The 22,612-nt window shown below is 38.3% G+C and carries 19 protein-coding genes; 12 read left to right on the forward strand and 7 right to left on the reverse strand.

Going from position 1 to position 22,612, the window contains the following annotated elements; translation table 11 throughout:
• From QZU81_RS02835 to glmM (QZU81_RS02850), 4 genes are all read left to right on the forward strand, one after another.
• On the forward strand, positions 1 to 3,151 hold a 3,151-nt coding region (locus QZU81_RS02835; RefSeq protein WP_295589341.1), incomplete at its 5' end, for an Ig-like domain-containing protein.
• 297 nt (positions 3,152 to 3,448) lie between these two features.
• The gene (locus QZU81_RS02840; RefSeq protein ID WP_292828466.1) at positions 3,449 to 4,147 is read left to right on the forward strand and encodes a TIGR00297 family protein; all 699 of its coding nucleotides are present in this window, start codon (positions 3,449 to 3,451) and stop codon (positions 4,145 to 4,147) included.
• Between the two features lie 103 nt (positions 4,148 to 4,250).
• On the forward strand, positions 4,251 to 5,489 hold the full coding sequence (locus tag QZU81_RS02845) for a 2,3-bisphosphoglycerate-independent phosphoglycerate mutase (protein ID WP_295589342.1): 1,239 nt from the start codon (positions 4,251 to 4,253) through the stop codon (positions 5,487 to 5,489).
• 8 nt (positions 5,490 to 5,497) lie between these two features.
• Positions 5,498 to 6,835, forward strand: a complete 1,338-nt coding sequence (glmM, locus tag QZU81_RS02850) for a phosphoglucosamine mutase (RefSeq protein WP_292828460.1) — start codon at positions 5,498 to 5,500, stop codon at positions 6,833 to 6,835.
• Positions 6,836 to 6,917: 82 nt separating this feature from the next.
• Here glmM (QZU81_RS02850) and QZU81_RS02855 read toward each other — a convergent pair whose 3' ends face one another.
• Entirely contained in the window at positions 6,918 to 7,634 is a 717-nt protein-coding gene (locus QZU81_RS02855) for a DUF4012 domain-containing protein (protein ID WP_292828457.1), read from the reverse strand.
• Positions 7,635 to 7,723: 89 nt separating this feature from the next.
• Positions 7,724 to 7,891: a rubredoxin gene (locus QZU81_RS02860; RefSeq protein WP_292828454.1), complete on the reverse strand. Its 168-nt coding sequence runs from the start codon at positions 7,889 to 7,891 to the stop codon at positions 7,724 to 7,726.
• A gap of 278 nt (positions 7,892 to 8,169) precedes the next feature.
• Here QZU81_RS02860 and glmU point away from each other — a divergent pair, with 278 nt between their 5' ends.
• From glmU to QZU81_RS02885, 5 genes are read left to right on the forward strand one after another with little or no spacing between them, the layout of a single operon-like run.
• Positions 8,170 to 9,453 carry a bifunctional sugar-1-phosphate nucleotidylyltransferase/acetyltransferase gene (glmU, locus tag QZU81_RS02865; RefSeq protein WP_292828451.1) on the forward strand — a complete coding sequence of 428 codons (1,284 nt, stop codon included), beginning with the start codon at positions 8,170 to 8,172 and terminating at the stop codon, positions 9,451 to 9,453.
• A gap of 10 nt (positions 9,454 to 9,463) precedes the next feature.
• The gene (locus QZU81_RS02870) at positions 9,464 to 9,946 is read left to right on the forward strand and encodes a gamma carbonic anhydrase family protein (protein ID WP_292828448.1); all 483 of its coding nucleotides are present in this window, start codon (positions 9,464 to 9,466) and stop codon (positions 9,944 to 9,946) included.
• Positions 9,947 to 9,949: 3 nt separating this feature from the next.
• Positions 9,950 to 11,050 carry a histidinol-phosphate transaminase gene (hisC, locus tag QZU81_RS02875; protein ID WP_295589345.1) on the forward strand — a complete coding sequence of 367 codons (1,101 nt, stop codon included), beginning with the start codon at positions 9,950 to 9,952 and terminating at the stop codon, positions 11,048 to 11,050.
• A complete protein-coding gene (locus QZU81_RS02880; protein WP_292828442.1) occupies positions 11,050 to 11,754 on the forward strand; it encodes an anaerobic ribonucleoside-triphosphate reductase activating protein in 705 nt (234 codons plus the stop codon). Before hisC ends, QZU81_RS02880 begins: the two co-directional genes overlap by 1 nt.
• 18 nt (positions 11,755 to 11,772) lie before the next feature.
• Positions 11,773 to 12,909 carry a tetratricopeptide repeat protein gene (locus QZU81_RS02885; protein WP_292828439.1) on the forward strand — a complete coding sequence of 379 codons (1,137 nt, stop codon included), beginning with the start codon at positions 11,773 to 11,775 and terminating at the stop codon, positions 12,907 to 12,909.
• A 156-nt stretch (positions 12,910 to 13,065) separates the two neighbouring features.
• Here the strand turns inward: QZU81_RS02885 and glmM (QZU81_RS02890) are convergent, their stop codons facing one another.
• Entirely contained in the window at positions 13,066 to 14,430 is a 1,365-nt protein-coding gene (glmM, locus tag QZU81_RS02890) for a phosphoglucosamine mutase (protein WP_295589349.1), read from the reverse strand.
• 62 nt (positions 14,431 to 14,492) lie between these two features.
• Positions 14,493 to 14,891 carry an OB-fold nucleic acid binding domain-containing protein gene (locus QZU81_RS02895; protein WP_292828433.1) on the reverse strand — a complete coding sequence of 133 codons (399 nt, stop codon included), beginning with the start codon at positions 14,889 to 14,891 and terminating at the stop codon, positions 14,493 to 14,495.
• A 32-nt stretch (positions 14,892 to 14,923) separates the two neighbouring features.
• Here QZU81_RS02895 and QZU81_RS02900 point away from each other — a divergent pair, with 32 nt between their 5' ends.
• Entirely contained in the window at positions 14,924 to 15,610 is a 687-nt protein-coding gene (locus QZU81_RS02900) for a queuosine precursor transporter (RefSeq protein WP_292828430.1), read from the forward strand.
• On the opposite strand, the gene QZU81_RS02905 is transcribed toward QZU81_RS02900, so the two are convergent.
• Together QZU81_RS02905 and thiC are read right to left on the reverse strand one after the other, a co-directional pair.
• Positions 15,607 to 17,265: an ATP-dependent DNA ligase gene (locus QZU81_RS02905; protein WP_295589350.1), complete on the reverse strand. Its 1,659-nt coding sequence runs from the start codon at positions 17,263 to 17,265 to the stop codon at positions 15,607 to 15,609. The genes QZU81_RS02900 and QZU81_RS02905 overlap by 4 nt on opposite strands.
• Positions 17,265 to 18,539, reverse strand: coding sequence for a phosphomethylpyrimidine synthase (gene thiC / locus QZU81_RS02910; protein WP_292828424.1), 1,275 nt, complete (start codon positions 18,537 to 18,539; stop codon positions 17,265 to 17,267). The genes QZU81_RS02905 and thiC overlap by 1 nt, the downstream gene beginning before the upstream one ends.
• A gap of 136 nt (positions 18,540 to 18,675) precedes the next feature.
• Here thiC and QZU81_RS02915 point away from each other — a divergent pair, with 136 nt between their 5' ends.
• Entirely contained in the window at positions 18,676 to 19,527 is an 852-nt protein-coding gene (locus tag QZU81_RS02915; RefSeq protein ID WP_295589351.1) for a methanogenesis marker 8 protein, read from the forward strand.
• Between the two features lie 9 nt (positions 19,528 to 19,536).
• On the forward strand, positions 19,537 to 20,193 hold the full coding sequence (locus QZU81_RS02920) for a PolC-type DNA polymerase III (RefSeq protein ID WP_295589352.1): 657 nt from the start codon (positions 19,537 to 19,539) through the stop codon (positions 20,191 to 20,193).
• Between the two features lie 110 nt (positions 20,194 to 20,303).
• Here QZU81_RS02920 and QZU81_RS02925 read toward each other — a convergent pair whose 3' ends face one another.
• Positions 20,304 to 22,499, reverse strand: a complete 2,196-nt coding sequence (locus QZU81_RS02925; RefSeq protein ID WP_295589353.1) for a CDC48 family AAA ATPase — start codon at positions 22,497 to 22,499, stop codon at positions 20,304 to 20,306.
• Between the last annotated feature and the right edge of the window lie 113 nt (positions 22,500 to 22,612).

Genomic DNA, 22,612 nt, shown 5'->3' on the forward strand with positions numbered 1-22,612 from the left:
CTTAGAAAATGAAACTCCTGGAACTCATGACATTGAAGTGATATACTCCGGTGATAAAAACCACCTTGGTGCCAATACCACTTCAAATGCAACAATTCCGAAAATCACAACTCCAATATCTGTTGATGTGGATGATTGTAAAGTTGGAGACACTGCAGTTGTCATAGTAACTGTTCCGGAAAATGCAACTGGCAATGTGACTATTGAAGTTGATGGTGTGAAATACACTTCAGAGATTAAGGATGGCAAAGCAGTATTCAATGTCACAAACTTGACTGATGGAAATAAAACCGTAGCTGTTGACTATCCTGGTGATGACACATACCTTGGAAACCACACAACTGCAAACTTCACAGTAGATAAATGTCCATCAACTGTTGAAGCACAAGCAGATCCAATTGATGCGGGTGAAACTGCAGTTATTACCGTGACAGTTCCTGAAGATGCTACCGGCTATGTGATTGTCGAAATCGATAACCAGACCTATGCTGGTAAAATAGTTAATGGAACCGCTACAGTAGAAGTCAAAGGATTGGCCGGCGGCGATTATCCAATCAATGTAACTTACCCTGGAGATGACAAATACGCTCCTTCCAATTATTCTACAAACTTAAAAGTATCCAAAGTGCCTTCAACTGTAAATGTAACTGTTGATGATATTACTGTTGGAGACAAAGCAGTAATCAATGTGGAAACTCCTGAAGATGTATGTGGAAATGTGACTGTGAGCGTCGATGGTCAAAACTATACTGTATTTGTTTCAGGCGGTAAAGGAACATTAGTCGTTCCTGATTTGGATGTTGGCCCACACACTGTTGATGTAATCTTTGAAGGATGCAAAAAATACGAACCATCCAACAACACTGCACAGTTCAATGTCAATAAGATCAACACAACTGGAAGTGACATTAAAGTTGTTGATCAAGGTAACGGCACTGTTGTAGTGGTTGTCCCTGACAATGCTAATGGTACTGTTGAAATCAAAGTTGGAAATAATACTTATAATGCTACCGTTGAAAACGGTGTAGCTACAATTACATTGGATAATGAAACTCCTGGAACCCATGATATTGAAGTCATCTACTCCGGTGATGATACTCACGAAGGAGCATCCACCAACGCAACTGCAACAATTCCTAAAATCACAACTCCTATATCTGTTGATGTGGATGATTGCAAAGTTGGAGACACTGCAGTCGTTACAGTAAATGTTCCTGAAGACGCAACTGGAAATGTAACAATTGAGGTTGATGGTGTGAAATACACTTCAGAAATCAAAGACGGCAAAGCGGTATTCGAAGTTCCTGCTTTAACTGATGGAACTAAAACAATTGCTGTTGACTATCCTGGTGATGATACATACCTCGGAAACCACACAACTGGTAACTTTACAGTATCCAAACGTGAATCTCAAGTATCAGCTACAATTGATGACAGCAATGTTGGCGATAGTGTAACTGTAACCGTAACTGTTCCAAAAGATGCGACCGGTCAAGTATTGGTTGACATTGATGGTGTAGGATACTATGTAAATGTGACTAACGGTACTGGAACTGTTGAAATTCCTCGCATACCTAGTGGAGTTTACAATGTAAGCATTACATATCCTGGTGATGACAAATACTTGCCAAGCTCAAATAATACAACCTTCAAAGTAAATAAAGTCGAATCATTCGTCATTCCAAAGGCTGAAGACATTTACGTTGGAGATAATGAAGTAATTACAATTTCCGTACCTGAAGATGCAACTGGAAATGTAACTATTGTCATTGATGGTAAAGAATATAACTTTAACTTAGATGATGGTAAATTAAGCGGTTCTGAAGACGATGGTGTATTCACTGTTGCTGTAAGCGGAGGCAAAGGCAAATTAGTCATATCCGGATTGCCTAAAGGAGACTATGTTGTAAGTGCAAGATACAACGGTGATGACAAATACTTGCCAAGTACCAATTCAACAACATTCAAAGTATTGAGAAAATCTTCAACCATGGATGTTACCGATTTAGGCAATGGTACTGTTGTTGTTGATTTACCTGACAATGCTACAGGTACTGTATCCATTAAAGTTGGAAACAATACCTACAATGCTACCGTTAAAGACGGCAAAGCTGTTGTTGACTTGACAAATGAAACTCCTGGTGTCCATGACATTGAAGTTACATACTCCGGTGATGATACTCATGAACCTCAAGTGGAAGATTCAAAAGTGACAATTCCAAAACACAACACTCCGATTAGCGTTGATGTTGATGATTGCTATGTTGGAGACACTGCTGTTGTAACTGTAACCCTTCCTGATGATGCAACTGGTAATGTTACTATTGAAATCAACGGTAAATCTTACACTACTGAAGTCAAAGATGGAAAAGCAGTATTCAATGTAACTGGCTTGGCAGCAGGCAACAAGACTGTTGCAGTAAAATATGACGGTGACAAAAACTATGTTGAAAACTCAACAACCGGTCAATTCACTGTGTCAAAACGTCCATCTACTGTATCTGCTACTGGAAAAGACATTAATGTAGGTAAAGATGAAGTTATCACTGTAACTGTTCCTAAAGATGCAACAGGTCGTGTATTGATTGATATTGATGGTGTTGGATATTATGGAACTATCGTAAACGGAAAAGCAAAAGTTGTAATTCCTGAACTTCCAAGTGGAAAATACACAGCAAAAGTCACCTATGAGGGTGATGACAAATACTTGCCAAGCACAACTACTACTAAATTCACTGTAACTAAAGTCAAAACTCCTATCAAAGCTACTGGCGATGAAATCAATCAAGGAGATGATGCTACTGTTGTTGTAAGAGTTCCTAGTGATGCAACAGGTACTGTAACAATCACAGTTGATGGTAAAAAATACACAACAGAAGTTAAAGACGGTAAAGCTGTATTTACAATCCCTGGATTGACTAAAGGTGATCATGAAGTTACTGCATCATACTCAGGTGATAAGAAATATGAAGCCAATGACACAATCACTGACATTGAAGTGAACTACAATGAATCTCCGGATAGTCCGGAACATGGTGGCAGTGAAGGCGGTGCTGATTTAACACAACATGCAACTGGTAATCCGATACTTGTGTTATTGTTAATCATATTGGCTGCTGGATCAACTCAAATCAGAAGATTTAGGAAATAATTTTTCCTATCTTTTTTCTTATTTTTTATAGAAATTGATGAATTTATACTAATCCATCTATATTGCCAAAATTACTTTTTTAATTTTTAATTACATGTTTTAATTTAAATGATTTTTCAATGAATATAATTGATTTGATTTAGTCTTAGTGCTATTTAGTTTGACGTATTTTTAATTAAATTTGTGCAAATTTTTCTGCAATTTTTAGCATTGAAAATAATGTGTAAAATTCATTAAGTAAATCTTTTATATAATTTTAAACAAAGAATTATTAAGATAATTGCATAGTGATTGTTTATGGTTGAAGCAATAATGATAAATTGGGTGTATGTAATTCTTTTGTTTATTTTAGGTTTCATTACATACTATAGGAAATCCTTGGATTTGTTCGGTTCAGCAGTCATGATTATCATGGGTATAGTGATTATCTTTTCTGCGGGAACCAATTGGCTGTTATTGATTATCTTATTCTTGGTAATGTCTTTGCTTGCTACAAAATACTCCAAGAAATACAAACAATCCTTAGGGGAGTTTGAAGGAAGAAGGACATCAAAAAATGTTATTTCAAATGGTGTTGTTGCCTGTTTCATGGCTGCATTCGGAGGATATTATCTGCCATTTGTAGGCGGTTTCATAGGGGCCATTGCAACAGCAACTGCTGACACATTGGCTTCAGAAATTGGAGTATTGGACCAGCATCCCCGTTTGATTACAACATTCCAAAAAGTGGATCCGGGCACTAATGGTGCAGTTTCAGGTTTAGGTACTGCTATTGGAATTGTGGGTGCCGCCATTATTGGTATTGCAGCATACTTTTTAGGCATTATGGACAATCCTTTGCTTGCTATAGGTGTTGCTATAATTTCTGGAACTGTGGGATGTTTCGCGGACAGTATTTTAGGAGCCCTTTTTGAAAATAGGCATTTGATTACTAATGAGCATGTAAACTTGATGGCTACAATAGTTGGTGCTATTGTGGGTATTCTATTACTTTAATCTTTTTTTTTAAATTCCATTTTAATATTTTGAATTGTCATTTAAACAAATTATTTTAACTATTAAAAATAAAAATCATATTATTATAATTTAGGTGATATTTATGAAAGGACTTATTTTAATTATGGATGGTATGGGTGACCGTCCAATTAAAGAATTAGGAAATAAAACTCCTTTAGAAGCTGCAAACACTCCGAATATGGATAAGATGGCAGAAGAAGGAATTACTGGTATTATGGATTCAATTGCTCCAGGAATCATCCCTGGAAGTGACACAGCACACTTGTCCATTTTAGGATACAATCCATATGAAGTATACACTGGAAGGGGCCCATTCGAAGCAAATGGTGTTGGAGTGGAAGTGCTTCCTGGAGACATAGCATTCAGATGCAACTTTTCAACTGCAGATGAGGATTTAATCGTAACCGACAGGCGTGCTGGAAGAATCAAGGAAGGGACCAAAGAGATAGTGGAAGAACTAAATAAAATGGTTTTGGAAGACTATCCGGACATTAAAATCATATTCAAAGAATCTACCGGTCACAGGGCTGTTTTAGTATTAAGGGGAGAAGGACTCTCCGATAAAGTCAGCGATGCAGATCCTAAAGTTGAAGGCAACAAGCCTAAGGAAGTTAAAGCTTTGGATGACACACCTGAAGCAGCAAAAACCGCTGATATCTTAAATAAATTGGTTGTAAAAACTTATGAAATGGTAAAAGATCACCCAGTAAATCTAAAAAGAATAGAAGAAGGCGAACCTCCGGCAAACATTGTAATTCCTCGTGGTGCTGGTGAAGTTCCCGTTGTCGAATCATTGAATGAAAAATATGAAGTGAATTCAGCATGCATTGCGGAAACCGGTCTTATAATGGGTATCGGAAGATTTGCAGGAATGGACATCATAGAAATGGAAGATGTAACCGGCGGAATTGACACCAATTTGGATAATATTCGTGATACAATCATTGACCAGGTAAAAAATTCAGACCATGACTTTTTCCTTATAAACATTGATGGCGCTGATGAAGCTGGCCACGACGGCCAGACCATGGAGAAAAAGAATTTCATTGAAAAAGTTGATGAAGTGATAATGAGCGAATTGATAAAGCTTGAAGATGTTTATATTTACTTGACAGCTGATCATTCAACTCCAATTTCTGTTAAAAATCACTCAGGCGACCCAGTACCTGTATTGATTAGGGGTCCTGAAGTAAGGGTCGACGATGTAAAAGAATTCTCCGAAAGGGCATGTGCAAAAGGAGGACTCAACAGAATCAGAGGCGCAGACGTAATGAACATCATGATGGATTTAATGAACTACGCCCATAAGTTCGGGGCATAGGTGAGAGTATGGTAGCAAAAAAACTGTTTGGAACATCCGGAATAAGAGGTTTAATCGGCTCTGAAGTAACTTGTGAACTTGCATTGAATGTTGGGAAATCATTGGCTTACTATTTGGGTAATGAAGGTACTGTCGTACTTGGCTATGATACAAGAACAACAAATGAAATGCTTGATCAGGCGATTTGTGCAGGTTTGCTTGAAAGTGGGGTTGATGTAATTAAGATAGGTATGGTTCCAACACCTTTGGTTGGTTATGCTACCGAAAAGCTCGATGCAGATGCCGGAATAATGCTCACTGCATCCCACAATCCTTCACCATATAATGGGATTAAGTTGTGGAATAAAAATGGAATGGCTTACACTTCATCTCAGGAAGCAAAAATTGAGGAAATCTATTCAAATAGGGATTATGTTTCAGTAACCTGGGATAAAGTCGGAAAATTGCATGTTAATGAAGAAATCAAAGGCCAATATATTGATGATTTAGTTGACATGGTTGAAATTAAAGAGGGTTTGAAAGTGGTTATTGACTGTGCATCCGGTGCCGGAAGCGAAATATCACCTTTAGTATTTAGAAAGGCAGGATGCGAAGTGACTACACTCAACTCACAGCCGGACGGATTTTTCCCGGGAAGGAACCCTGAACCTAATGAAGAAAACCTTCAAACTTTGATGAAAACCGTTGTAGCCATAGGTGCCGATTTGGGAATTGCCCATGATGGTGATGCCGACAGGATGATCACCGTTGATGAGAAAGGCAATGTCTCTCCATTCGACTCTCTTTTGGCATTGATATCAAAAGAATTTGATGGGGATATCGTTACAACCGTCGATGCTGGTTTGTGTATGGACGAATCCGTAAATGGAAAAGTTTTAAGGACCAAAGTTGGGGATGTTAATGTTGCTGAAGTTATCATTGAAGAAAATGCAAGCTTTGGTGGTGAACCTTCAGGAACCTGGCTGCACCCGGACTTCTGCATGTGTCCGGATGGAATTCTTTCAGGTTTGAGAATGGCCGAAATAGTTTCAAGAGATGGAAAATTATCTGATTTGTTGGCTCAAATCCCGTCTTATCCGAATATTCGTGAAAAAATAACATGTTCCGCTGAAGCTAAAATCAAAGTGATGGAAAATATGGAGGAGTTGCTTACCTCAGCTTTTGATGATGTTAGAGAAGTCAATTCTATAGATGGTGTTCGATTGACATTTGAAGATGACAGTTGGGTATTGGTAAGGCCTTCAGGAACTGAAGATTACGTCAGAATCACTTTAGAGTCAAGAGATGCAGAAAGGGCAGAATCAATAAAAGAAACATGTGTAAAAATAATCAATGACAATTTATAGGAGATTATATAATCTTCTAAACTCTTTTTTTTAAAATAAGTAAAGTTCTTTAAAGAATTATTAAAATCCTTTAAAGACTTAATCACGCTATACTTTCAAAACCTTTTGTTGCGAGTAATCTTGTGAATGCACCATCAGGTTTCATAACAATGTTTCCATTGGAATATTCTTTAATAGCAGCTTGTACCATGGTACTCTTTTTCTCAGGATCTTTAGCAGCATTTGCCAATGCTTTAACTAATACCATAACTGCATCTGCTCTGGACATAGTTCCTGGAACATTTTCGTTTCCAGCATAACCGTTGTATGCATCATTTTCACGGATGATGTCTGTTGCGCTGAGGTTGGTTTCCTTACCGTCGACAACTAATGGTCTTACGGAATCGATGACGTTATCCACACCTTCATCGTAAACAAGAACTACTGCATCAGCGTGCATTCCGGTATGGTATTCTACAATTTCTGCAGCATTTTCCATACCCTGTTCAACTCCATCCCACAGACAGTCGTGAAGCATCATGTGTCCACTCAGTCCACCAGGAGCAGATTTTGAAGGGTGATACATTTCTCCGGGGTATACTGGTGTGTAATTTTTGAGGCTTCCGTTTTCCAAACGAACCATATAAGCCATATCCACACCACCGTTGGACTGCTCATACTTGTCGGAAGCTAATACTAATATGCTTTTGTTTTCTTGTGTTAAATCAGGACCTAAGAGTAATGTACCAGCAATATATGCCAATAATCCAATAAGAATAACCACTAGAATAGCTATAATTAGTTTTTTTGTCCTTTTCATTCAATTCACATGCCTTATCCCATTAGGATATTTTATTTAATCGTGTATTTTGCTTTAAATCAGTCTAAAAAATAAATTGAGAAGAAGAATTATTCTTCTTCTGCAATAAATGCTTCAACTCCAAGTGCTGCACATTCTGGACATACCCAGTCGTCAGGCATGTCTGCAGGAGTTGCTCCAGCAGGAATGTTGTATGCAGGGTCACCTTTTTCGGAATCGAACTTATATTCACAGTGTAAACAAACATAGATTGTCATTTTAATAATCTCCTTTTATTTAATCCTTTTTTTAGACAGTTATAGCATTTAATTAACTATAAATTCTTAGGTAATCCACGATTGTAGAAATTTACTAAGCTATCCCCCTAGTCTCCAGGTTCATTCATTACAATTGTATTTATCCATTGTAATGTTATATGATTTTGAATTTATTTAACATATTATTTATAATTACTTATTCTATATAGGAAAATTAATTTATAATGAGAGAGTAAAACATATAATAATATTAGATAATTTTACAAGGGGATAATAAAGTGAAAGCAATTATTTTAAGCGCTGGTGAAGGGTCTAGGATGAGGCCATTAACACTTACAAAACCTAAAACCATGTTGCCAGTTGCTGGAAAGCCAATTATGCAATATAATATCGAATCATTAAGGGATAATGGTATTAAAGACATTTTGCTTATAGTTCGTTATAAAGAAGAAATGGTTCGTGATTATTTTGGTGACGGTAGTGATTTCGGTGTTAACATTACATATAAAACACAAAAAGACTTCTTAGGCACTGCTAACGCGATTTCCTATGGAAAAGATTTCATTGAAGACAGTTTGATAGTATTGAACGGTGATATCATTTTAGATGAAGAAATTATCAATGAAATCATCAAAAAATACAATTATTTAAAGCCGGACACATTAATGCTTTTAACAGAAGTGGAAGATCCTTCTGCTTTCGGTGTTGTTGAAATTGAAAACGGACACATCAAAAGCATTGTAGAAAAACCGAAAAAGGAAGAGGCTCCAAGCAATCTTGTCAATGCGGGAATTTACGTTTTCAATAAGGATATCTTTGATAAAATCGACAAAACCGAACTCTCCGAAAGGGGAGAATACGAAATTACAGATTCAGTTTCAATGCAGATTGAAGATGGCAAGGATGTCATTGGTCATAAAACCAACAAGGATTGGATTGATGTTGGACGTCCGTGGGAACTTATTGAAGTCAATGAAGAGCTAATAGGCAATCTGAAAACTGAAATTAAGGGTAAAGTTGAAGACGGAGCCCATATTCATGGAGAAGTCTTTTTGGATGAAGGGAGCATCATCAGAGCAGGAGTATACATTGAAGGAAACGTATATATAGGCAAGAACTGTGATGTGGGCCCTAACTCATACATCAGGGGCAATTCCTACTTTGGAGATAATGTTCACATTGGTAATGCCGTAGAAATCAAAAACTCAATCATCATGGAAAATACCAACGTCAGCCATTTGAGTTATGTTGGTGATTCCGTAATCGGTTCCAACTGCAATATAGCTGCGGGAACCAACATTGCAAACTTACGTTTTGATAATAAGTCCGTCAAGACAAAAATTAAAAATCAGATGATTGACAGTGGAAGGCGCAAATTGGGATCCATTATTGGAGATTCAGTTAAGACTGGAATCAATTCCAGCTTTTCTCCAGGTGTTAAGGTGGGTTATAATTCCACTATCGGTTCAGGGGTTTTGTTGTATGATGATGTACCCTCCGATACAAGAGTATTGGTAAAACAAGATCATATCATTCAAAATAAGAAAAACAAGAAAGAATAATGGCGATATTATGGAAAATAATAAAGACTCTATTGTAATATGCCCTGGCGCACAAGTATTTGGCGATGTTGAATTAGGTGAAAATGTCTCTGTATGGCATGGTGCAGTAATAAGGGGAGATACAGACTCCATTACCATTGGCGATAACTCCAATGTTCAGGACAATTGTGTTGTTCACTGCACTCGAGGATTTCCGGTTGTAATCGGCAAGAATGTTTCTGTAGGTCATGGTGCTGTTGTTCATGGCTGCAGGCTTGACGACAATGTTTTAATCGGAATGAATGCCACAGTTTTAAACGGAGCACACATTTCTAAAAACTGCATTGTTGGTGCAGGTGCCGTTGTCAGTGAAGGAAAAGAATTTCCCGAAGGTAGTTTAATTTTAGGCGTTCCAGCAAAGGTTGTCAAACAACTTAGCCCAGAACAGATCCAACTTATTCAAAATAATGCGGATAATTATGTAAAACTTTCTAAACAGTATAAGGAAGATTAAATCATGAAAGCAAGGAAAATTGTAGATGAAATGGATTCATATGTCCCAGGAAGGTCTCAGGATGAAATCGCTCAAGATTTCAACTTAAAGAAAGAGGATATCATTAAATTGGGTTCCAATGAAAACCCTTGGGGGCCATCTCCAAAAGCAATGAAAGCTATTGAACAGGAAATCAAGTCAATAAACAGATATCCTGAATCACAATTGCATGAGCTCGTATCTGAAATTGCGGAATATTCAGGCGTAGACGATTCCCAGGTGATTATTGGAGGAGATGGCGCTGATGAAATCATTGATGTCTTGGCAAAGACCTTCATTGATGAAGGTGATGAATTCATTGTTCCCTTGCCGTCTTATATGTACTATGAGTACCTATTGAAGCAATACGGTGCGAATCCTGTTTATGCAAAATGGAATCTGGATGAGAACAGATTGGATGCGGATTCAATTTTCAATGCAATTGGCGAAAAGACCAAGATGATTTTCCTCTGCAGTCCGAATAATCCGACAGGAACCTTGATTGATAAAGATGTGCTGGTGGATATAGCAGCTAAAAATCCTGAAGTTTTAATAGTCATCGATGAAGCTTACTTCGAGTACTCAGAGGTCACAAATAAGGATTTAATCAACGAATTTGACAATATTTTTATCATTCGTACAATGTCAAAGGTATTGGGGCTTGCGGGCATGAGGATAGGATATGGTCTTGCATGCGCCGAGATAATTGAGTATATGCATAGGATTAAACCAGTATTTTCCCTAACAAGATTATCTTTTGTAGCTGCACTCAATACTTTTAGAGATAAGAAGTACATTGAAGATTCAATTAAAAAGGGTATTGAATCCAGACAATTTTTATATGATGAGGTGTCAAAGATTGATGGATTGCATGTATTTCCATCAAAATCCAATTTCATGCTGATTAATGTAAAGGAAACCGGATTCACAGCAAGTGAACTGGCTTTGGAACTCATGAAAAAAGGAATTATCGTGAGGGATTGTACTTCATTCAAGGGTCTTGACGAATACTGGATTAGAATCAGCATCTGCACCCTTGAGGAAGATAAAAAATTCATTGAAATATTGAGAGAGGTTTTAAACTAATGTATATTGGCGGAACTGTAATATCTTCAGTAGAGTTTCATGGAAATATGTCTTTGGTTATTTTCATGTCAAAATGTCCATTGGCCTGCAGATATTGTCACAATGTTGAGCTTTTGGAGGATAACACAGAATGGTCTTTTGAGAAAGTAAAGCATGAAATTGACTCTTCAGCCGATTTTCTGGATGCTGTTGTGATTTCAGGCGGCGAGCCATTGGTGCAGGTTGATGCGGTTATAGAAATATTGAAGTATGTCCGCCAGGTTGGTTTAAAAACAAAATTGGATACAAGTGGAATTTATCCGGATGGCCTAAAGAAAATATTGGATTTGGATTTATTGGACTATGTTTCCCTTGATGTCAAAACCACATTTTCAAAGTATAAGAAAATCACCGGAGCAAATGTGGGATTCAAAGTTAAAAAATCAATGGATTTGATAAATCAGGCAGGAGTTCATCTTGAAGCGAGAACAACTTATGTTCCAACACTACACACCAAAAAGGACATCATCAATCTGGTCGATGAAATCGAAGCGGACATTTATACCATTCAACAATTCAGAAATAAGAATGTCCTTGATCCTGCTTTGGAAAAGGTTGAAGTTCCAAATCCCCATGATTTGGAGAAATTGGCCAATGAAATCAAGCCATATTTTGATGGTGTAGTCAAAGTCAAGTCAGCCGAATTTGGTGAAAGGATTATTTAAGGAGAGAAGTGTTTAAAAATGCCAATTTTATCATTTTCAAGCAATGATATAGATGTCATCACTGGTAAGAAAACCAGAACAATACGCAAAGCATGGAAAACACCACTCAAGGTGGGAGACAGGCTTTACTGTTATTGGAATTTGGTATCCAAAGAAAAGATGAAGATTTTTGAAGCCTTTGTCACAGATATTGAAACCATTCCATTTGAAGAAATTGAAGGCAATGATGAATTGGCTCGCCAGGAAGGGTTTAAGGATTCTAAAGACATGTTAAGGGAATTCAAAAAGATGTATGGTGGCCGAATTGATCCTTCAGAAGAATTTCAAATAATCTATTTTGAAAAAATCCATATTGATGACTGGAAAGGGGACAAGATAGACGAAAAGGCTATGATTACCAAAAGGGCAGATATCCTATTTGACAGCGGTAAATTTGACAAGTCCACAATGTGCTACGATGCCGCTTTAAGACTTGATCCGAACGATGTTTATCTGCTCAATAAGCAGGGGGATAACTTGTCTAGGCTTGGAAGATTTATTGACGCAATTGAATGTTATGACAAGGCATTGGAAATAGAACCTGACAACATTTACATCCTGAACAATAAAGCTATTGCGCTTCTCAATTCAGGCAATATCAATGAAGCGTATAAGGTAAGCACTATCGCATATAATTACAGGCCAAGCAGCCCAATTATCCTTTATTGGAGGGGATTTATTTTAGAAATGCTTGGAAAGTATGATGCCGCATTGAGGGTATACGATAAGCTCATTGTAATAGATGGCGAAAATCCGGAAGTCTGGAATGCTCGCGGAAATCTATTGTCAGATATGGGAAGATTGGAAGACGCCATCGAATCTTTTGATAGGGCTGTTGAAGTCTGTTTGGATGATTCTGAAATGGATGCTGATGCCATTAATAGGATGGGCAATGCTTACATTGATTTGGGTAAATTTGATGATGCTTTGGATTGTTTCAACAAGGCAATTTCCCTTGAAAGACATAATATCGACTTTTTGCTTAACAAGGGTGTTGTTTTAATGGAATTGGGCAAATTTGAAGAAGCAGTTGATAGCTTTAACAAGGTGCTGCTTAGAAATCCTGACAATGAAGATGCATTTTTCTTGAAGGAAGAATGTTTGGAAAACTTTTAATTTTTTGTAGTCTTGCCTTAGATGGGGTTGGCCCAACATATTAATTTCCAATTATGTTCTCTTTATTTTAAAATCAGATATTGTAAAAAAAGTAGTTTCTGAAAAATAGCTATTTTAATTGAAGCTATTTTCCATTTAATGAAAAGAATTTTTAGTTTATTTTTTGTATTTTTTGATTAAGTCGATTCCCCATTCGGTCATTTCATCTGCTTTTTGCTGAGAATCAGATTCCGCAAAGCATCTGAAAATAGGTTCGGTTCCGGATGGTCTGATAATTACCCATCCATCTTCTTTTAAGATTTTAACACCGTCTGTCAAGTCAAGCTCAAAATCAGTAGTTTCTTTTATTTCTTCTGCAATGCTGGACATGACAAATTCTTTTTGATCGTCAGGGCACTCGATTTTCATCTTTTTAGCATAGTATACTGGAAGTTCGCTGACCAGTTCGGACAATGTCTTCTTCTCCTTTGCAATGATTTCCAATATTTTTGCAACGGTCATCACCGCATCCCTTCCATAAACGAAGTCAGGGAAAATCAAACCTCCGTTTTCTTCACCACCAAATAATCCGTCTTCATCTTTAAGTTTGCGTGCTACAAGCAAGTCTCCAACAGCAGTAGCTATTACTTTGCCGTTGAATTCTTCTGCAACATCATAGATGGCCTGGGAAGTTGCAACTGTTGTGACAATAGTTCCTCCATTGTTTTCCTTAAGCATCTGTTTTTCAACAAGTGTGAAGGTTTTATCTCCTAAAACGAAGTTTCCTTTCTCGTCAATGCAGATGGTTCTGTCAGCATCACCATCGTGTGCAAGACCAATATCTGCATCCAGTTCCTTAACAACGCTGATGAGTTCCTGCAGGTTTTCTTCGATAGGTTCAGGGTCACGTCCAGGGAAGAATCCGTCAGCCTGACAGTTGAGGGTTGTAACGTCACAGCCAAGTTTCCTAATAAGGTACGGTGCTGTAAAGCATCCTGCACCGCTTCCGCAATCAAGCACAACCTTTAATTTTGCTTCACGTATCGCTTCAGCGTCCACCTTGGAAATGGCTTCGTCAACATATTCCTCAATGATCTTGTCGTTGTGGTAGATTTGACCGATTTCGGAGAATGGAACCCTGATTGGCTCTTCATCGAAATACAATTTTTCAATCGCCAAATCCATTTCATCAGGTATTCCTATACCGTATTCATCTAAAAATTTAAGACCGTTATATTTTGGTGGATTGTGTGAGGCTGTAATCATCACTCCGCCGTCATAATATTTACGAACTGCATATTGGACTCCTGGTGTTGGAAGAATTCCTAAATCGACCACATCACAGCCGGATGATAAAAGGCCCGCTTTCACGGCTTCCTTTAACATAGGTGTGGAAGTCCTTGTATCTCCTCCAACAGCTACTGTTCCCTGAATCTGTGAACCGTAACAAGCTGCGAGTCTTGATGCAAATTCTGGAGTTAATACATCATTAGCTGTCCTTCTAACTCCAAATGTTCCAAATAATCTTTTTTTATCAGCCATGTTTTAATTCCTATTTCATTTATTTATATTATTTTTGAATTTTAACAAATAAAAAGATATTGTTAATTAATTATTCTTAAACTGTCTCCGCTCGATAGAATCAATTCTAAATTTGATTTATATTCTGTTATCGTGCCTATTACTTCAACTTTCCTGTTCTTGAAATCTTCAATATCCAAATTCCTCGATTGGATTTCGGCCACTTGTTTTTCAAATACTATCATCTGCATTTGACTTTCGCCGTCATTGATGGTTAAAAAATAATTGGTCTTTGAGCTTGACTCGGCAATATCGGTTATCACACCGTCAATGCATACCTTTTCATCTATCATCGCTCTTGTAATGTCTGAAATATCCACTTTCTTAACTTCAATGGATGGAGTAAAGATTATCAGTCCGATGATTCCAATTAAAGAAGTTATCAAAGCTATTCTCAATAGTTTTTCATCTGTAATTTCCATGGTTTTCCAATTGGTTTTCATGGTAAAAATAGATGCTAGAATTTCAGCTTGTAAAATTTATCTATAATCAGAAATATAATATGACCATGTTTGAAAATTTGACAAAAACAGAGTTGTATACAATTTTAACTGGTGTTTTCACTGCATGCCTAATCATATCCAACACCGTTGCAAGCAAAACATTTGTCCTTTTCTCGTTTACTCTGCCTTCAGCCGTATTAATCTTTCCGGTGATTTACATTATTAGCGATGTCCTGGCTGAAGTTTATGGCTATGAAAAGGCTCGCAGAGTAATTATTCTTGGATTTTTCATGAATCTCGTTGCCGTAATATATTACAATATAGCAATTTGGCTTCCGGCACCATCATTTTTTGAAAATGCGGCCGCTTTTGAAATAGTCTTGGGCAGCACTTTCAGACTGCTGATAGCAGGTTTTGCGGCATATATTGTAGGTTCACTTGTCAATGCAAAATTAATGACTTACCTTAAGGAATGGAATGAGGACAAGCTTTTCTTCAGATGCATCGTTTCAACATTGTTCGGTGAGGGTTTGGATGCGCTGATTTTCATCACAATAGGATTTTTCGGCACAATGCCTACAGAAGCGTTAGCGGTAATGATTATCGTTCAGGCATTGTTCAAGACAGTTTACGAGATAATTGTGTATCCGGTTACAAGGAAAGTTATTGTCGGCGTTAAAGAATTGCCGGAGATTTAATTTCCAGTATTGTACATGGAAATTAGTCTCTCAACGGTATCGGCATCCATTGGGCTTTTATCTTTCCTGATGTTTTTGACGACAGGGAATCTCAATGAATATCCTGTTTCATATTCCGGGGATTCGACAATTTCGGAAAATGCGATTTCCAAAACGATTTTCGGCTCCACCTTAATTTCACGGCCTTTTGTTGAAAGCTCAAGTTCTTTCATTTTGCCGGTAAGATATTCCAGGGTTGCATCGTCAAGGCCTGTTGCGGCATAAGCCACGCTTTTGAACTCATTGTTTTCATCCCTGAGCGCAACAAGATAAGATCCGACAAAGTCTCCTCTTTTTCCAATACCGTATGTTCCTCCAATGACGACCATATCCAAGGTTTCAGGCTCTGCCTTGTATTTGAGCATTTTTTTGCCTCTCAAACCTGGAATATATGGTGCTTCGGAATCCTTAATCATTATTCCTTCATGGCCTTCGTTGATTGATGTTTCAAACAGTTCCTGGATTTCGTCAAGATTGTCCGCTGTTCCGATTCTCATTGTGCTCAGGTTCATCTCATCAACTGAAGTATCGACAATCTCTTCCAATATTGTCCTTCTGTTTTTCAAAGGCTCGTCGATCATTGGAACCTTATAGTAAAGTACATCAAATAAGTATAATTTCAACGGAACATTTTCCATCGCCTCTTCGACATTGTGTTTCCTTCTGACTCTGTGCAGGATATTCTGGAATGGCAAAGGCTTTCCATTTCTTGTAGCTATCACTTCACCTTCCACAATGTAGTCCTCATGAGGCAGATTTTCGTCGAATAATTCAACGATTTCGGGAAGTGCATGGGTGATGTTTTCAAGTCTGCGTGTGAAGATGTTGATTTCGTCACCATTTCTGTGAACCTGCAGCCTGATTCCATCGTATTTTGTATCGCATATTGCCACGCCCATCTCAGGAATGATTTCATCAAGAGGGGGTGCAAGCTGGGCAAGCATAGGTTTGACTGGAGTTCCCGGTGTTAAATTGAGCTTTTCAAGACCGGCAGCGCCCTGTTCTTTGGCGGTTCTTGCAACTACTGAAAAGTCATTTGTAAGCATTTGCGCTCTTTCAACTATGCTTTTGTCAATGTCAAATGCCTGTGCTATGGCATCTCTGACCACTCCGTCTCCAACACCTATTCTCAATTCCTCTGTAATTGTACGTGTCAGGTATTTTGCTTCGGTTGCGCTTGCCTGACTCAATAATTCTAATATAACTGCAATTTTACGGTTGGTTGAACGTGAACCGCTGATTGTGGATAATTTGCGTAAGCTATTGAAAACAAAGTCGATTGTCAATGGCTGTGAGAAGAATGTCATCTGGGATTTTTTGGCATATAGCTTGATGCATGCAAGGCCGATGTCCCCTTCATCGCGAACGGCATCCTCAACAGCTGCCTGTGTGGTTCCGACGGCTTCTGCGACAGCCCTTTCCACAAGCTTTCCACCTATTCCTATCTCTTCAGAGCTCCATGCCGGAAACACCACCCCCAAAATCAGCAGACCAACCTTTTCAATTGTGTCTGAATCCAGTTTTTTGAGATATTCCGCAATGATTTCTGTCTTTTCGAGTCTTTTGGTGGTTGCTTCAAGCGCTGAATAAACATCCACCAGTTCCTGATACTTCATCAGAATTCACCTTTAGCTATTTTTACTGCACAGTATTCTCCGCACATCGCACACATTTCATTATCATCGAGCTCACATTTGTCACGGTATCTTCTAGGTTTGGACTTGTCGAGTGCAAGGTCAAATTGGGCTTCCCAGTCAAAGTCCCTTCTGGCCTTTGCCATTGCAAGTTCCCTGTCCCATGCCTGAGGTAATCCTTTAGCAACATCGGCTGCTTCGGCAGCTATTTTGGAAGCTACAACTCCTTCCTTAACGTCTTCAAGACTAGGCAGTGACAAATGTTCTGCAGGGGTTACATAACACAAAAAGCTGGCTCCTGCTGTTGCTGCAATGGCTCCTCCGATTGCTCCGGTAATGTGGTCATATCCAGGAGCGATATCTGTTACAAGAGGTCCGAGCACATAAAACGGAGCCCCATGACAGATTGTCTTTTGAATTTCCATGTTTGCCTTAATCTGGTTCAGCGGCATGTGTCCCGGTCCTTCAACCATTACCTGCACATTGGCATCCTGTGCTCTTTTGACAAGGCCTCCAAGGGTTACAAGCTCTTGAATTTGAGGGATATCGCTTGCATCTGCCAGGCAGCCCGGCCTAAGTCCGTCACCTAGGGATAAGGTGATATCGTACTCATAGGCCAATTCCAAAAGGTAATCGTAATTTTCATATAATGGGTTTTCCATATCGTTGTGGTTAATCCATGAAGCGAGGAATGTTCCTCCACGGCTCACAATTCCCATCATCCTTTTTGCATCTTTTAATTTTTGGACCAAATCTTTTGTAATTCCGCAGTGGAGGGTCATGAAGTCAACTCCTTCCTTTGCCTGATTTTCAATGGCCTTGAAGATGTCGTCAGGGTCCATATCAATGATTTCTCTGTTTTTGTTGAGTGTCACGACTCCGGCTTCATAAATAGGGACTGTGCCTATGCACAGGTCCACTGCATCCATGATTTTTTTCCTGAACAATTTCAAATCGGAACCTGTTGAAAGGTCCATCAATGCGTCCGCACCATATTCCTGAGCCAATTTGGCTTTGTCAATTTCAAGGTCGATATCATCAATCTTTGATGATGAACCGATGTTTGCATTGACTTTTGTTTTCAGACCTTCTCCAATTCCGCAAGGGTTGGAGTGTCCGTTTATGTTTTTTGGAATTACTACTTTTCCAATGTCTATTAATTTAGCTAATTTGTTTACATCTATATTTTCTGCTTTTGCAACATATTCCATTTCGGGTGTGATGTTGCCTTTTTGAGCTTCACTTTTCTGAGTCAAGTTAATCCCTCTTGTTGACTAATCACTATAAACTCTATTCATTCAAGTATATAGAATTTTTTCAACTGGTGTACGGTTTAATTTACGATACATTTTATAGGTGTTTAATCAAATACTATTATTCAACGGTGGTTATATGGAAGATAGACATGTAATAGAAACATTAGGCAAAGTAAAGGTTGTAATCGAAAACGGTGAAATTACTGAAGTTGGATCTTCAGAAATGAAATACTGTCCAATGTTTCATGCGATGCATAAGGTAGATGAGCTGAACGAAGAGTTCATCCGCAAGAATATCAATTTCAGAATCCAGGACTTTGGAATGTGCACTCCCGACAGGGTTGTTGAAATGGATGATTTGGTGACTGTAGGGATTTCAGAAATCCTGAAAACCAATATGGAGAAAGGAAATATAGACTGTGTTGTCGGCGTATGCGACGGTGCGGGAACAGTATTGATGACCAATCCACGTGTAGTTCAAGGGGTTGGCGGAAGAGTTTCCGGATTGATAAGCACAACACCGATACCTGAAGTTATCAAAAATCTGGAAGAAAAGGACAGCATAGTTTTATATCCCGACACTGCTGAATTGAACCAATTGGAAGGATTGAAGCTTGCTGTTGAAAAAGGTTACAAGAACATTGCGATAACCGTCATACCTTCTCCGATGATTAAGGAGCTCAGGGAGTATCCTGTAGATGATGATGTTAACGTTTATATTTTTGTTGCACATACCACTGGCGTTGAGCCGGATATGGTGGAAATGCTATTTGAAAATGCTGATATTGTAACAGCTTGCGCTTCAAAAGCTATTTCAGACTATACTGATGAGAAAAAACCATATTATTACGGACTTAAGGTACCGATATTCTGCGCCAGTGAGGATGGCCGCAGGTTCTTGGATGTGCGTCTTGAAAAAATAAACAAGCCTTTAACAACTAATGAATATCCTAGAAACAAGGATGATATGCCGCATAAATTACTTTAGGATGTAAATATGAAAGTGATATATTTTGATACAGAAACCACAGGCCTTAATTCTAAATTTGATCGGATAATCGAATTGGCGATGCTGACTGTTGAAGACGGCGAGATTACAGATGAGTATGACAAGTTTGTCAATATCGATTGGGATTTACCTCCAAAAATCACACAGATTACTGGAATCACTGATGAAATGTTGATTTTGGAAGGTGAAAGTGAAGCGCATATCGCAGAGGATTTAAAAAATAATTTAACTCCGGATACTTTAATGATTGCCCATAACTGCCAGTTTGATTTATCATTCGTTTACAGTCTGCTTGAAAGGCATTATCCTAATGATGCATATGAAATAGTTTCCAACAGTAAGTGGATGGATACAGTAACAGTATTGAAAGACCGCAAGGAATTTCCTCATAAACTGATTGATGCAGTCAAGTATTACGGTATTGAAGAAGTTAACTTTCATCGGGCAATTGATGATACAAAAGCATTGTATAATGTCACTCAGGCATTAAAAGAGGAACGGGACGATTTAAAGGAATACATCAATATCTTCGGCTATAATCCTAAATATGGTGTTAGTGGGTTTAAATTCTCATTCATAGAATATAAAAGACAATACTTCACTAAAAGAATGGTAAATTCAGATAAGATTTTACCAAGAAAATAAGTTTTTAATTTTGGAGGTTTGGGGAAAAATTTCTGTATTTTTCCCCTAAATATGGTCAGAATTCAATTAAAAATAAAGAGGAGGGAGGAAGAAATTGTGGGATTTCTTCCTTACATGTATTGAACTAACTGTTCATCGCTGGTGTCATTTCCAGGCTTCACTTTATCGATTGCATCTTTAAAGTATTTGTATGGTATTTCACTAGCTTCGAGGTTGTCTCTTAAGGTTAACATTGCAGCTTCTCTGCAAACAGCTTCAATGTCAGCTCCGACATATCCTTCAGTGTTTTTAGCTAATTTTTTAAGATTAACATCTTTTGCAAGAGGCATGTCTTTTGTGTGGACTTCAAAGATTGCAAGTCTTGCTTCTTCATCAGGTTCTTTAACTTGAATGTGTCTGTCAAATCTTCCAGGCCTCATGAGTCCAGCATCTAAAATGTCAGGTCTGTTGGTTGCAGCAATGATTGCAACATCTTCAAGTTCTTCCAAACCGTCCATTTCAGTCAAGAGCTGATTAACAACTCTTTTGGTAACGCCGCTGTCAGTATCGTTTCCGCTACGTGCACTGGCTATTGCATCAATTTCATCGAAAAAGATCACTGTTGGCGCTGCCTGTTTTGCTTTTCTAAAGACTTCTCTGACACCTTTTTCAGATTCTCCGACCCATTTGGATAGAAGTTCAGGACCTTTTACAGAAATGAAGTTTGCTTCACTTTCACTGGCTACAGCTTTAGCAAGCAATGTTTTACCAGTTCCTGGAATTCCGTAGAGCAATGTACCTTTAGGAGGTCTTATTCCTAAGCGTTGGAATGTGTCTGGGTGTTTTAATGGCCATTCTACAGCTTCCTTAAGTTCTTGTTTCACGTCTTCAAGACCGCCCACATCATCCCATTTGATGTCTGGGATTTGCACAAGCACTTCTCTTAAAGCTGATGGTTGGATTTCTTTTTGTGCTGATTTGAAATCGTCCCCTGTAACTACTATTTTTTCCATTACTTCTTTTGGAATTTCTTCGTCGTTTTGGATTTCTGGCAAAATCCTTCTGACTACTCTCATTGCAGCTTCTTTACATAATGATTCAAGATCTGCTCCTACAAATCCATGGGTGGTATTTGCAATTTTGTCTAAATCAACATCTTCTGCAAGAGGCATATTTCTGGTGTGTATTTCAAGTACTTCTTTTCTTTCTTCGGAATCTGGAACTCCAATTTCAATTTCTCTGTCAAATCTTCCCGGCCTTCTAAGCGCTGGGTCAAGAGAATCTGGTCTGTTTGTCGCACCAATAACTACGACCTGTCCACGGGATTTAAGGCCGTCCATTAATGTTAGAAGTTGAGCAACGGTTCTTCTTTCAACTTCACCGTTGGTTTCTTCTCTTTTTGGCGCAATCGCATCGAGTTCATCGATAAATATGATTGAAGGGGAGTTTTCTTCTGCTTCTTCGAAGTATTCCCTTAAGTTCTCTTCAGATCCGCCTACGTATTTGCTCATGATTTCAGGCCCATTTATGGCAATGAAATGAGCATCACTTTCACTGGCTACCGCTTTAGCCAGTAATGTTTTACCGGTACCTGGAGGACCGTGCATTAACACTCCTTTTGGTGGTGCAATACCCAGTTTTTCGAAGAGTTCAGGTCTTTTAAGAGGGATTTCAATCATTTCTCTTACTTTTTTGACTTCCTCTTTAAGACCTCCGATGTCTTCGTAGCTTACGTCAACAAGGTTTCCTACACCTTCGATTTTGCTCACGTCGACAGGACTTTCATGAAGTTGAACTTCAGTATTCGGACCAACAATAACGATGTCTTTCGGATTTGTTGATACGACTGCAAATTTAATTTCTTTCATTGCAGGGGTAAAGTCCATGAGTTCTTCAAATAAACTGTTGAAGCCCATGCTTGGTCTTGGTGCCCTGATTTGTGATCCGATAATGTCACCTTGCACCATGACTTTGCCGGCAAATAAACCACGAACATCACCTTGTACGCGTATGTTATTTTCAATTGGTGCTAAAACAACTTTCTTAGCTTCTGTTGCTTTAGTTTTTTTGATAGTGACTTCACCTCCGATGGTTGCTCCGGAGTTTTTACGGACCAGACCGTCGATTCTGATAACTCCGAGTCCAATGTCGGTTTGTGAAGGAAGAGCGATAGCTGCAGTTCTTTTTTCACCAACAATTTCGATTAGGTCCCTTTCATTGATGCCTAAGTCGTCCATTACATTTGGATCAAGTCTTGCAATGCCTTGACCTACATCTTTTTGGGAAATCGCTTCTGCAACTTTTAGAGTAATTTCATTTTCTGCCATGATTATCATCTCCTTTTTGATGGCTGTAAAGTTAATAATTATAATTTGTCAAAATCTTTTTGTTACTTTTTGTAACTTTATTGACAAGGATATCTGTGTATGTTTTACTATAT

The organism is uncultured Methanobrevibacter sp. (assembly GCF_902770715.1).
GTDB lineage: Archaea > Methanobacteriota > Methanobacteria > Methanobacteriales > Methanobacteriaceae > Methanocatella.

Excerpts from the sequence above, each read along its gene's own strand:
- QZU81_RS02880 (WP_292828442.1), top strand. The coding sequence starts at position 11,050 with ATGTATATTGGCGGAACTGTAATATCTTCAGTAGAGTTTCATGGAAAT.
- QZU81_RS02905 (WP_295589350.1), bottom strand. The coding sequence starts at position 17,265 with ATGAAGTATCAGGAACTGGTGGATGTTTATTCAGCGCTTGAAGCAACC.
- QZU81_RS02860 (WP_292828454.1), bottom strand. The coding sequence starts at position 7,891 with ATGACAATCTATGTTTGTTTACACTGTGAATATAAGTTCGATTCCGAA.
- glmM (WP_295589349.1), bottom strand. The coding sequence starts at position 14,430 with ATGGCTGATAAAAAAAGATTATTTGGAACATTTGGAGTTAGAAGGACA.
- QZU81_RS02900 (WP_292828430.1), top strand. The coding sequence starts at position 14,924 with ATGCTAGAATTTCAGCTTGTAAAATTTATCTATAATCAGAAATATAAT.
- QZU81_RS02915 (WP_295589351.1), top strand. The coding sequence starts at position 18,676 with ATGGAAGATAGACATGTAATAGAAACATTAGGCAAAGTAAAGGTTGTA.
- QZU81_RS02870 (WP_292828448.1), top strand. The coding sequence starts at position 9,464 with ATGGAAAATAATAAAGACTCTATTGTAATATGCCCTGGCGCACAAGTA.
- QZU81_RS02855 (WP_292828457.1), bottom strand. The coding sequence starts at position 7,634 with ATGAAAAGGACAAAAAAACTAATTATAGCTATTCTAGTGGTTATTCTT.
- QZU81_RS02840 (WP_292828466.1), top strand. The coding sequence starts at position 3,449 with ATGGTTGAAGCAATAATGATAAATTGGGTGTATGTAATTCTTTTGTTT.
- glmM (WP_292828460.1), top strand. The coding sequence starts at position 5,498 with ATGGTAGCAAAAAAACTGTTTGGAACATCCGGAATAAGAGGTTTAATC.
- QZU81_RS02885 (WP_292828439.1), top strand. The coding sequence starts at position 11,773 with ATGCCAATTTTATCATTTTCAAGCAATGATATAGATGTCATCACTGGT.
- QZU81_RS02895 (WP_292828433.1), bottom strand. The coding sequence starts at position 14,891 with ATGGAAATTACAGATGAAAAACTATTGAGAATAGCTTTGATAACTTCT.
- hisC (WP_295589345.1), top strand. The coding sequence starts at position 9,950 with ATGAAAGCAAGGAAAATTGTAGATGAAATGGATTCATATGTCCCAGGA.
- QZU81_RS02925 (WP_295589353.1), bottom strand. The coding sequence starts at position 22,499 with ATGGCAGAAAATGAAATTACTCTAAAAGTTGCAGAAGCGATTTCCCAA.
- QZU81_RS02845 (WP_295589342.1), top strand. The coding sequence starts at position 4,251 with ATGAAAGGACTTATTTTAATTATGGATGGTATGGGTGACCGTCCAATT.
- QZU81_RS02920 (WP_295589352.1), top strand. The coding sequence starts at position 19,537 with ATGAAAGTGATATATTTTGATACAGAAACCACAGGCCTTAATTCTAAA.